The organism is Rathayibacter sp. AY1A4 (assembly GCF_002930955.1).
Classification (GTDB): Bacteria; Actinomycetota; Actinomycetes; order Actinomycetales; family Microbacteriaceae; genus Rathayibacter.
The window spans coordinates 81,909-93,128 of the sequence record NZ_PSTN01000010.1 but is presented as its reverse complement, the minus strand read 5'-3'; the positions used below and the strand labels follow the sequence as shown (position 1 = coordinate 93,128).

The following is an 11,220-nucleotide window of genomic DNA, read 5'->3' as shown; positions in this document are numbered from 1 at the left end:
GCATGGTGCAGGTCGACCGCGGCGAGCACCTCCGCTCGGGGGAGTGGCTCGAGCTGAACCGCACGTACTGGGAGGAGCGCACCGGCGAGGGTGCGCTCCACCCGGAGCTCGTCACCGCGGCGCTCCTCGACCCTGGGCCGAGGATCCTCCAGCTCGGCTCGGGCGACGGGCTCGACGCGCTCGAGCTCGCCGAGCGCGGCGCCCGCGTGGTGGGCGTCGACTTCTCGATGCCCGCGGTGCGCCGAGCACGCGCCGCCGCCGCGGACAGGGACCTCGCCGGCTCCGCCCGCTTCGTCTGCGCGAACCTCTACGAGCTGCGGCACATGCTGCCGGAGCCCGACTCGTTCGACGTCGTGCTCTGCAGCGCCGGCGTCGTCTCGTGGCTCCCCGACCTGGAGGAGTGGGCGCGGCTGGTGGAGTGGTTCGTCGCCCCCGGCGGAGCGGTGCTCGTCGCCCCGTCGTCGTCCGCTCCCGTCGGCGCCGACGTCCGCACCTGGTCGCGCACCTCGTCCGAGCTCGCAGCCGCCCTGACGGCGGTCGGGCTGAGCGTGGACGAGAGCGCCGTGCTGCGCGCCGCCAAGCCCGCCTGAGACCGGAGCCCGCTCCCACCGCCGCGTCGATTTGCATCGGCGCCGGAACGCGTGTAATGTCTCTTCTTGTGCCGCGGGGTGGAGCAGTTCGGTAGCTCGCTGGGCTCATAACCCAGAGGTCGTAGGTTCAAATCCTGCCCCCGCAACAAGAAAGCGAAAGCCGGTCCTGAGAAGGGCCGGCTTTCGTCGTTAACACGGGTCGCGGACGTGCTTCCCGCGGCTGACAGTGCGCGGGCCGAGACCTCAGTCGCCCTCGATCACGCTCAGCACGTTGCCCGCCGGATCGCGGAACCAGCAGATCGTCGGCCCGTGGCCGCGCATCACTCCGTCCGCATCGGTCGGCAGCGACGGGTCGTCGTAGATCGCCGTGGTGACGCCTGCCGCGTGCAGCTCGGCGACCGCCGCGTCGACGTCCTCCACCGAGAAGTTCAGGATCGTGAACGACGCCGGCTCGTGGTCCGGCTTCGGGTACGCGATCGCGCGGCCTCCGCCCGGCAGCCGGATGTCGAGGATCCCCATCGCGTTCAGCTCGACCTCGAGCCCGAGCACTCCGCCGTAGAAGGCCCGCGCCGCCTCCACGTCGTCCACGCTGAAGCCGCTGAAGGCCCTCTCGCTCCGGATCATCGCCGTCCTCCGTCCCGCGGCCGCACCGTCGCGCCCGCTCCGCTCCGGACGCTACTCCGGTCGCCCGTCCGCGTCACCGTCGGATCCGCCCGGCGCCGCCGCCGACTTCGTGCCGGGCTCGCGCGACCCGCATCCGCGGACCGGCCTCCCGACGCTCCGCGCCGGCGCGTGTGCCGGACCGGCCCGCACGTTAGGCTCGACCCCGATGCGAGGGGTGCTGCTGTGAGGGACGAACGCGGGGACGACGGCTCGAACGAGGGGCTCGGCGACCGCCCGACCCGGCGGAGCCCGCGGCAGGCGCCGCACGCGCTGCCCGCAGCAGGCGTCACCACTCCGGTCCTCACGCCCGTCCGCCCCGTGCGGCGCCGCCGGGGCCGTGTCTTCCGCGCGACCGTCAGCACGGTCGCCCTCGCCGCCATCGCGGGCCTCGTGGCGGTCTCCGCGCTCCCCGCCTACTCCTTCGACCCGGCACCCGATTCGCAGGCCGCCGTCGAGGCCGCCGCCCGCGTGCAGGCGCTCGGCAACCAGAAGCTCACCGTCGCGCCGACCGCGGTCCAGGAGCAGGTCATCCGCGACTCCTTCACCGCACCGACCCAGGCCCAGCTCGACGAGGCGGCCGCCCAGGCGCGCGCGCTCGCCGCTGCCGAGCAGGCCGCCCGCGACGCCGAGACCGCCCGCCTCGCCCAGGAGGCGCAGGCCGCGGCAGGCACGACCGGCGCGGACGGCGCCGCCGCGGGCAGCGGCGGCACCAGCACCTCGGTCACGCCCCGCGAGGAGGGCGACGACTACCCCTGGCGCGACCAGCTCACCGACGACCAGGGCGGCGGCCTCTCGCCGCTGCGGTACTACTACCGCGAGTGCGTCGACTTCGTCGCCTGGCGGATCAACCGCGACCAGGGCTCGACGAGCGCACCCTTCAAGTGGACCTGGGGCAACATGACCCCGGGCGGAGGCAGCGCCTACGCGTGGGCCGGCCAGTGGGCCTCACACGGCTGGGTGACCAGCAGCACGCCCGTCCCCGGCGCGGTCGCCTGGTTCACCGGCAACCACGTCGCCTACGTGCAGGCCGTCAACTCCGACGGCACGGTCTCGCTCGAGGAGTACAACTGGGGCAACGACCACGCGTACCACAAGCGCACCATCCCGGCCTCCCAGGTCGCCCTCTTCCTCTACCCGCCGAGCTGATGACCGGCGCCGTCGGCATGGCCGTGGCGCAGTTCGCCCCCTCGTCGGACCGGGAGGCGAACATCGCGACGATCGAGCGCCTGGCCCGGATCGCCGCCGAGCGCGGCGCGAGCATGGTGGTGCTGCCGGAGTACAGCTCCGCCTTCACCGATCCGCTCGGGCCAGAGCTGGTCGCGGCGGGCGAGGCGCTCGACGGCCCGTTCGTCACGGCTCTCGCGGCGCTCGCGCGCGAGCTCCGGATCCACCTCGTGGCGGGCATGGTCGAGGCGGTGGACGGGCGCCGCATCGCGAACACGCTCGTCGCGCTCGACCCCGAGGGCGCGCTCGTGGCCCGCTACCGCAAGCTGCACCTGTACGACGCCTTCGGCCAGACCGAGTCGGAGTGGGTCGCCGCGGGGGAGATCGCCGCACCCGAGACGTTCGAGGTCGGCGGCCTCGTCGTCGGGCTGCAGACCTGCTACGACCTGCGCTTCCCGGAGGTCAGCCGCTGGCTGGTCGACGCCGGGGTCGACGTCATCGCGGCACCGGCCGAGTGGGTTCGCGGCCCGCTCAAGGAGGCGCACTGGCGGACGCTGGTCACCGCCCGCGCGCTCGAGAACACGGTGTACCTCGTCGCAGCCGACCAGACCCCGCCGATCGGGGTCGGCACGAGCATGATCGTCGATCCGATGGGCGTCGAGACCGTCACCCTCGGCGAGGTCGAGGATGTCGCCGTCGCCTGGGTCTCGCGCGAGCGGATCGACGCGGCGCGCGCGAAGAACCCCGCTCTGGCGCTGCGGCGCTTCCGGGTGCTGCCGCTCTGACCGCCGCCCCCGGCCCGACGGCGCCGGGCATCCGACCGAATCCGCTGAGGCCGGCTCCTCAGCGCGCCATGCGGGCGAGGCCCGCGACCGCGGTCTCCAGCACCTCGAACCGCTTGCAGAAGGCGAAGCGGACGATCGAGCGGTAGGGAGCGGCGTCCTCGGGGCGGCAGAACGCCGACACGGGCACCGCCACCACTCCCGCGAGATCCGGGAGCGCCCGGCAGAGCTCGACCCCGTCGTCGTAGCCGAGCGGTGCCGCGTCCGCGACGACGAAGTAGCCGCCCGAGGAGGGCGCGACGCCGAAGCCCGCAGCAGCCAGGCCCGCCGACAGCAGGTCCTTCTTGGCCGCCAGCGTCTGCGCCGCGCCGGTGAAGAAGGCGTCCGGGAGCCCGAGCCCGAGGGCGACGGCCCCCTGGAACGGCGAGCCGCTGACATAGGTGAGGAACTGCTTCACGGCGAGGACGGCCGTGATCAGCTCGCGCGGGCCCGTGACCCAGCCGATCTTCCAGCCCGTGGTGCTGAAGGTCTTGCCCGCCGAGGAGACGGAGAGCGTCCGCTCGAAGGCTCCGGGAAGGGAGGCCAGCGGGACGTGCGGAGTGTCGAAGCGCAGGTGCTCGTAGACCTCGTCCGTCAGGATCACGGCGTCGTGCCGCTCGGCGAGCCGCACGATCAGCTCGCGGGTCTCGGCCGGGAGGACGGCACCGGTCGGGTTGTGCGGGTCGTTCACCAGGATGACGCGCGTGCGGTCGCTCACTGCGGCGGTCAGCTCGTCGTGGTCGACCGCGAAGGAGGGGCCGCGCAGGAGCACGGTGCGATGCACCCCTCCGGCGAGGGCGATCAGGGCTCCGTAGGCGTCGTAGTGGGGCGTGAAGGTGACGACCTCGTCGCCCGGCTCGAGCAGGCCCAGCAGAGCCGCGGCCAGGGCCTCGGTGGCGCCCGTGGTGACGAGGACCTCGCCGTCGGGGTCGAGGGCGATCCCGGAGAAGCGCAGCCGGTGCGCGGCGATCGCCTCGCGCAGGACGGGGAAGCCGGGACCCGGCGGGTACTGGTTGAGCCCGGACGCGATGGCGTCGCGCGCGGCGTCGAGGATCTCGCGCGGGCCGTCCTCGTCCGGGAAGCCCTGGCCGAGGTTCACCGCTCCGGTGCGCAGGGCGAGCGCGCTCATCTCGCTGAAGACGGTGGCGGCGACCTCGCCGCCGGGGCCGAGGAGGCCGGCGCCCGCCGCGGCGCGGGACCAGGATCCGGGAATGCTCACGTGCCCAGTGTGCCCGCTCGAGCAGTCCGGCCGGTTTCATTTCCCGCTCGCAGGCCCGTCATAAGAAACCCCCAGGTACGATCGCCAAGCTATCCCCGCTTGGAAGGAGCAGCACCCATGACCGAGAGTCACGAGGGTCCTCGTCAGCCGGAGGAACCCACCACGCCGACGGAGTCCGGCGCCCGAGAGGCGACCGAGCGCACCCCCGGCGAGAGCTCCGGAGCGTCGTCCTCGACCACCGGGCCCACCGAGCCGATCCACCGGGGCGGAGAGCACCGCGAGAGCGAGAACCCGACCGTCCCCTACCCCTCCTCCTCGGCCCCCCGGCCGCCGTACACGCCGAACGCGACGGCCGGCAACGAGGCGCAGCCCGTCTCCCAGCCCGCCCGCTACGGGCAGTACGCGCCGCCCGCTGCGAACACCCTGCACGGCTCCGAGGAGCCGCCCTCCTCGAGCCCCTTCGGCCCGGGCGCCGAGTACACCCCCGCCCCCACCGCCACGAAGCGCCGAGCCGGAGTGGGCGTCGTCGCGGCGCTCGCCATCGGCGCGGTCGTGGGCGGAGTCGCGGGAGCCGGCGTGTTCGGCCTCTGGTCCGCCTCCAACGGCGGCGGGACCCGCGTGGTCTCCGCCGGCGGCTCGCAGACGATCACGGTCAACAACGCCGAGGACGCCACGACCGCCACCGCGGTCGCCGCCAAGGCCACTCCGAGCGTCGTCACCATCGCGGTGAGCGGCAGCTCGTCCGCCGGCACCGGATCCGGCATCGTGCTCTCGAAGGACGGCTACGTCCTGACCAACACCCACGTGGTCACCCTCGACGGCGAGATCGCGAACGGCACCGTCTCGGTCACCACCAGCGACGGCCGGATCTTCGACGCGACCGTCGTCGGCACCGACCCGACCCTCGACCTCGCCGTCATCAAGCTGACCGGCGCGACCGACCTCAGCCCGATGACGTTCGCGGACTCCACCAAGATCAACGTGGGCGACACGGCGGTCGCCATCGGCGCCCCGCTCGGCCTCTCCGGCACCGTGACCGACGGCATCGTCAGCGCGCTCAACCGCAGCATCCAGGTCGCCTCCTCAGCGGCTCCGGACGACTCGGGCGACAGCTCGAGCGGCGGCACCGAGAGCCCGTTCAACTTCGACATCCCGGGCCAGCAGGCGCCGACCCAGGCGAAGAGCACCATCTCGCTGCCCGTCATCCAGACCGACGCGGCGATCAACCCGGGCAACTCCGGCGGCGCGCTGCTCGACAGCGACGGCGAGCTGATCGGCGTGAACGTCGCGATCGCGAGCGCCGGCCAGTCCTCCTCGAGCGGCCAGTCCGGCAACATCGGAGTCGGCTTTGCGATCCCCAGCGCGATCGCCGAGCGCATCGCGAAGGAGATCATCGCGAACGGCTCCGCCTCGCACGGCCTGCTCGGCGCGAGCGTCTCCGACTCGACCGCGGACGTCCTCGGCGCCCGCATCGAGGAGGTCTCCGGAGGCGGTGCCGCGCAGGCGGCCGGTCTCGCCAAGGGCGACATCATCACCGCGATCGACAGCACTCCGATCACGAGCGCGTCCGACCTCACTGCGCAGGTCCGCGCGCAGGCCGCGAACGCCGCGGTCGAGCTGACCTACGTCCGCAACGGCCAGAGCTACCAGGCGAAGGCGACGCTCGGCCAGATGGCCGCCGGCTGACCCTCCGCCGCCGCGCACAGCCCCTCGAGGATCCGTCCCCGGCGGGCTGTGCTCCGCCACCGCGCACAGCCCCTCGAGGATCCGTCCCCGGGGGGCTGTGCTCCGCCACCGCGCACAGCCCCTCGAGGATCCGTCCCCGGGGGGCTGTGCTCCGCCGCCGCGCACAGCCCCTCGAGGATCCGTCCCCGGGGGGCTGTGCTCCGCCACCGCGCACAGCCCCTCGAGGATCCGTCCCGGGGGGCTGTTCCGCGTCCGGGCCCGGCCCGGGGCGCGGCGCTCCCCGCTGGTAGGGTGGTGGATCCCTGCGCCCGCGCTCCTCCCGCACGAACTGGACCCATGCAGCACGAGATCCCGGAAGACGACCTCTCCGACCTGCCCGGCGTCTCCTACGTCATGCCCGTCCTCAACGAGGTCGCGCACGTGCGCGCCGCGGTCGACTCGCTGCTGCACCAGGACTACACCGGCCCCTTCGACGTCGTCCTCGCCGTCGCCCCGAGCATCGACGGCACGGAGCAGCTCGTCGCCGAGCTGAGCGCGGCCGATCCGCGGATCCGCGTCGTGCCGAACGAGGTCGGCTCCACTCCTGCGGGCCTCAACGCCGCGATCCGCGCCTCGCGTCACCCGGTCGTCGTCCGGGTCGACGCGCACTCCGTCCTGCCGCCCGAGTACGCGCGCACGGCGGTCGAGGCGCTGCAGCGCTCCGGAGCGGCGAACGTCGGCGGAGTGATGGCGGCGGAGGGCCTCACCCCGTTCCAGCGCGCGGTCGCCCGGGCGTACGGCTCCCGCATCGGCCTGGGCGGCACGCCCCACCACGTGGGAGGCGAGGAGGGCCCGGCCGACACGGTGTACCTCGGCGTCTTCCGCCGCTCCGCCCTCGAGCGCGCCGGCCTGTTCGACGAGCGCTTCAAGCGCGGGCAGGACTGGGAGCTGAACCGGCGGCTGCGCGAGCGCGGCGAGGTCGTCTGGTTCACTCCGCGCCTCACCGTCACCTACCGGCCGCGGCCCTCGATGCGCGCGCTGCTCCGGCAGTTCCTCTCGACCGGGATGTGGCGCGGCGAGCTCACCCGGATGTTCCCGGCCTCGCGGTCGCTGCGCTACTTCGCTCCGCCCGTGCTCGTCGCCATGCTCGCCATCGGGCTGCTCGTCGGGCTGGCGGGAGTCGTCCAGGCGCTCGCCGGAGCCGCGCCCTGGCTCCTGCTCGGATTCGCGGTGCCCGCCGCCTACCTCCTCCTGGTGGCGGCGGCCACTCTCGTGGTCGCGCGGCCGGACGGCGCGCGTGCGATGCTGTGGTTCGCCGTGGTCATCCCGGCGGTCCACGTGGCCTGGGGGACCGGCTTCGTGCTCGGCTTCGCCGGGCTGACCAGCAACATCTCCGCCCACCGCCACCAGCCGCGGTCCGACTCGCCGAGGGGCGCATGACCACGACGACGAGACCCCGCTCCATCGCCGAGCTGCGCGCCGTCACGCAGCCCCCGGAGGTGCGCGGGCGCCGCAACGCCGAGCACTGGACGGCGTCGCTCTACCTGCGCCGCTTCTCGCCCTACCTGACCTGGCTGCTGCTGAAGACCTCGATCTCGGCGAACGGCGTCACCGGGCTGATGATCCTGGTCGGCTGGAGCGCGGCGGCAGCCCTCCTGATCCCGGGGATCGCCGGAGCGGCGCTGGCGCTGCTCCTCGGCCAGCTGCAGATGCTGGTGGACTGCTGCGACGGCGAGGTCGCGCGCTGGCGCCGCACGTCCTCGCCGGGGGGCGTGTTCCTCGACAAGGTCGGGCACTACACGACCGAGGCGCTGATCCCGATCGCGCTCGGGCTGCGAGCGGCGGGCGTCCCGTTCGAGGCGCCGGCGGACTTCCTCTGGACCACGATCGGCTTCGCCCTGGCCCTGGTGATCGTCCTCAACAAGGCGCTCAACGACATGGTGCACGTGGCGCGCGCGAACGCCGGTCTCACGAAGCTGGCCGACACGAAGGGCGAGGCGGTGCCGTCCTCGTCCGGGCTGGCGGGGCTTCGCCGCGCGGCCCGCTTCCTGCCCTTCCACCGCCTCTACCACTCCGTCGAGCTGACGATGCTGGCCTTCGCGACCGCCCTCGTGGGCCTCGTCGTCGGAGCGGGCACGGCCGACCGGGTCCTCGTGGGGGCGCTGCTGCCGCTCGCCCTCCTCGCCCTGGTCGGCCACTTCGTCGCGATCATGGCGTCCAAGCGTGTCCGCTCCTGAGCCGCGGGTCGGCGTCGTCGTCCTGACGCAGGGGACCCGGCCCGACGACCTCGCCACGGGGCTGGCCGGCGTCCTCGCGCAGGAGGGCGTCGAGCTGGACGTCGTCTGCGTCGGCAACGGCTGGGAGCCGGACGGCCTGCCCGAGGGAGTGCGCGCCCTGGCGCTCCCCGAGAACCTCGGCATCCCGGCGGGCCGGAACGCCGGAGTCGACGCCGTCGCGGGCGAGTACCTCTTCTTCCTCGACGACGACGCCCGGATCCCGTCCCCCCGCTTCCTCGTCGACGCGGTCGCGCTGCTCGCCTCGAACCGCCGCATCGGCCTGGTGCAGCCCCGCGTCGACAGCACGGACGGCACGCCGAGCCCGCGGCGCTGGATCCCGCGGATCCTCAAGGGCGACCCCCGCCGCTCCGGCCCCGTCTTCTCGGTCTGGGAGGGAGCGGTCGTGCTGCGGCGCGACGTGTTCGCCCGGACGGGCGGCTGGGCGGCTCCGTTCTTCTACGCCCACGAGGGCATCGAGCTGGCCTGGCGGGTCTGGGACACGGGCCGCACCGCCTGGTACGCGGGAGAGCTCGTCGCCCAGCACCCGGTCATCCAGCCGACCCGTCACGCCGACTACTACCGGCTGAACGCGCGCAACCGCGTCTGGCTCGCCCGCCGCAACCTCGCCGCACCTCTGGCGCTCGTCTACGTGGGGTCCTGGACGGCGATCCAGTGCCTCCGCTGGCGTCGCGACCCGACCGCCCTGCGCGCCTGGTTCGCCGGCTGGCGGGAGGGATGGCGCTCGGATCCGGGCGGCCGGCGCGTCCTCTCGGCCCGCACGGTGCTCCGGATGGCGTTCGCCGGGCGTCCGCCGATCGTCTAGCATCGGGGAATCCGCCCCCGCCGGGGCCCCCGAAAGGACGACGGTGTTCGATTCGACCCAGCTCTCCCCGCCCGAGCGCGCCGAGGCGGAGGCGACCCCTGCCGGACCGGACCTCCTCACGACGGTCCGCGAGCGCCTCGGCGCCGTCGACGACGAGTTCTCCGGCCGCCTCGACGAGCACCTCCCGCGCCTGGTCGATCTGCTCGCCACGGTGTACGCCGGCCGCGACGACCTCGAGGACCAGCTCGTCGCGATCGTCGAGCTCGCCGCCGCCTCCTGGGAGGAGCGGCCCGAGGAGCTCCGCGCGCTCGACCGCGCCCGCGAGCAGCACCCGACCTGGTTCCTCTCGAACAAGGCTCTGGGCGGGGTCTGCTACGTCGACCGCTACGCGGGCGACCTCGAGGGGCTGCGCGCCGAGATCCCGTACTTCCGCGAGATCGGCCTGAACTACCTGCACCTGATGCCGCTCTTCGATGCGCCCGAGGGCGAGTCGGACGGGGGCTACGCGGTCTCGAGCTACCGGCGCGTGCGGCCGGACCTCGGCGACATGGAGCAGCTCCGCGGGCTGGCCTCCGAGCTGCGCGAGCAGGGCATCGCACTCGTGGTCGACTTCGTCTTCAACCACACCTCGAACGAGCACGAGTGGGCGCAGCGCGCGCTCGCCGGCGAGCAGCGCTTCGAGGACTACTACTGGATCTACCCGGACCGGGAGCAGCCCGACGCCTTCGAGCGCACGACCCGCGAGATCTTCCCGGACGACCATCCCGGCTCCTTCGTGCAGCTGGAGGACGGGCGCTGGGTCTGGGCTACGTTCCACCGCTACCAGTGGGACCTCAACTACTCCAACCCCGAGGTGTTCCGGGCGATGGCGGGAGAGATGCTCTTCCTCGCCAACCAGGGGATCGACGCCCTGAGGATGGACGCGGTCGCGTTCATCTGGAAGGAGCTCGGCACCACCTGCGAGTCGCAGCCGCAGGCGCACCTGCTGCTGCGCGCGTTCAACGAGGTCTGCCGCCTGGCCGCTCCGGCGCTGCTGTTCAAGTCCGAGGCGATCGTGCACCCCGACGAGGTGATCGAGTACATCGACGTCGAGGAGTGCCAGCTCTCGTACAACCCGCTGCAGATGGCGCTCACCTGGGAGGCGCTCGCCACCCGCGACGTCCGTCTCCTCTCGCAGGCCCTCGAGCGCCGGCACGCCCTCCCCGAGGGCACGGCCTGGGTCAACTACGTGCGCGGGCACGACGACATCGGCTGGACCTTCGCCGACGAGGACGCCGCCGAGCTCGGGATCGACGCGGCCGGTCACCGGCGCTTCCTCAACGACTTCTACACGGACCGGTTCGACGGCACCTTCGCCCGCGGAGTGCCGTTCCAGGAGAACCCGCGCACCGGCGACCGCCGCGTCTCGGGCACCACCGCGTCCCTCGCCGGAGTGGAGGCGGGCGACGCCTACGGGATCGATCGCGTGCTGCTCGCGCACTCGATCGCCCTGAGCACCGGGGGGCTGCCGCTGCTCTACCTCGGCGACGAGGTCGGCCAGCTCAACGACCACGGCTACCTCGACGACCCGACGACGGCCGGCGACTCGCGCTGGGTGAACCGGCCGCGCCGCCCCGCGGAGCGCTACGACGAGCGCGAGGTCCCGGGGACGGCCGCGAGCGAGGTCTTCGGCGGGCTGCTGCACCTCATCGCCGTGCGCAAGGCCGTGCCGATGTTCGCGGGCACCGAGCTGAGCGTCTTCGACCCGGTCAACGACCACGTGCTCGGCTACCAGCGCCCCGGCGACGGGGAGTCGGTGCTCGTGCTCGCGAACGTGTCGGACGAGGTCCAGGAGGTCGCGGCCGAGCGGTTCGGCGGGTTCGCCGCGGAGGCGGTCGACCTGGTCACCGAGATCGCGGTCGACCTGCGCGAGGGCTTCCGTCTCGCTCCGCTGCAGTTCGTCTGGCTGAGGGTGACCCCGGCCTGATCGGCCCGCGCGACGCCCCCGGCGCGGGGGCCG

General features: G+C 73.5%; 10 protein-coding genes and 1 tRNA gene. 9 read left to right on the top strand and 2 right to left on the bottom strand.

What is annotated here, in order from left to right:
* Positions 1 to 2: 2 nt before the first annotated feature.
* Positions 3 to 590 (top strand): bifunctional 2-polyprenyl-6-hydroxyphenol methylase/3-demethylubiquinol 3-O-methyltransferase UbiG, encoded by a 588-nt coding sequence (locus C5B92_RS08155; protein WP_104350275.1) that lies wholly within the window; start codon positions 3 to 5, stop codon positions 588 to 590.
* A 72-nt stretch (positions 591 to 662) separates the two neighbouring features.
* A tRNA-Met gene (locus C5B92_RS08150) sits at positions 663 to 736 on the top strand.
* Between the two features lie 97 nt (positions 737 to 833).
* Here the strand turns inward: C5B92_RS08150 and C5B92_RS08145 are convergent.
* A complete protein-coding gene (locus C5B92_RS08145; protein WP_104226951.1) occupies positions 834 to 1,214 on the bottom strand; it encodes a VOC family protein in 381 nt (126 codons plus the stop codon).
* A gap of 222 nt (positions 1,215 to 1,436) precedes the next feature.
* Between C5B92_RS08145 and C5B92_RS08140 the strand changes: the two genes are divergently transcribed.
* Complete coding sequence (locus C5B92_RS08140) at positions 1,437 to 2,399, top strand: CHAP domain-containing protein (protein WP_104350274.1); 963 nt, start codon at positions 1,437 to 1,439, stop codon at positions 2,397 to 2,399.
* Positions 2,399 to 3,202, top strand: coding sequence for a carbon-nitrogen hydrolase family protein (locus C5B92_RS08135; RefSeq protein ID WP_104350273.1), 804 nt, complete (start codon positions 2,399 to 2,401; stop codon positions 3,200 to 3,202). The genes C5B92_RS08140 and C5B92_RS08135 overlap by 1 nt, the downstream gene beginning before the upstream one ends.
* Before the next feature lie 58 nt (positions 3,203 to 3,260).
* Here C5B92_RS08135 and C5B92_RS08130 read toward each other — a convergent pair whose 3' ends face one another.
* The gene (locus C5B92_RS08130) at positions 3,261 to 4,457 is read right to left on the bottom strand and encodes an aminotransferase class I/II-fold pyridoxal phosphate-dependent enzyme (RefSeq protein ID WP_104350272.1); all 1,197 of its coding nucleotides are present in this window, start codon (positions 4,455 to 4,457) and stop codon (positions 3,261 to 3,263) included.
* 117 nt (positions 4,458 to 4,574) lie between these two features.
* On the opposite strand from C5B92_RS08130, the gene C5B92_RS08125 reads away from it, so the two are divergent.
* The 5 genes from C5B92_RS08125 to C5B92_RS08105 all read left to right on the top strand — a co-directional run bounded on the left by C5B92_RS08125 (position 4,575) and on the right by C5B92_RS08105 (position 11,187).
* Entirely contained in the window at positions 4,575 to 6,143 is a 1,569-nt protein-coding gene (locus C5B92_RS08125; RefSeq protein WP_104350271.1) for a S1C family serine protease, read from the top strand.
* Positions 6,144 to 6,479: 336 nt separating this feature from the next.
* Complete coding sequence (locus tag C5B92_RS08120; protein ID WP_181027226.1) at positions 6,480 to 7,562, top strand: glycosyltransferase family 2 protein; 1,083 nt, start codon at positions 6,480 to 6,482, stop codon at positions 7,560 to 7,562.
* The gene (locus C5B92_RS08115; protein WP_104350270.1) at positions 7,559 to 8,359 is read left to right on the top strand and encodes a CDP-alcohol phosphatidyltransferase family protein; all 801 of its coding nucleotides are present in this window, start codon (positions 7,559 to 7,561) and stop codon (positions 8,357 to 8,359) included. Before C5B92_RS08120 ends, C5B92_RS08115 begins: the two co-directional genes overlap by 4 nt.
* Positions 8,346 to 9,221, top strand: a complete 876-nt coding sequence (locus tag C5B92_RS08110; RefSeq protein ID WP_104350269.1) for a glycosyltransferase family 2 protein — start codon at positions 8,346 to 8,348, stop codon at positions 9,219 to 9,221. The genes C5B92_RS08115 and C5B92_RS08110 overlap by 14 nt, the downstream gene beginning before the upstream one ends.
* A 43-nt stretch (positions 9,222 to 9,264) precedes the next feature.
* A complete protein-coding gene (locus C5B92_RS08105; protein ID WP_104350268.1) occupies positions 9,265 to 11,187 on the top strand; it encodes an amylosucrase in 1,923 nt (640 codons plus the stop codon).
* Positions 11,188 to 11,220: the final 33 nt, after the last annotated feature.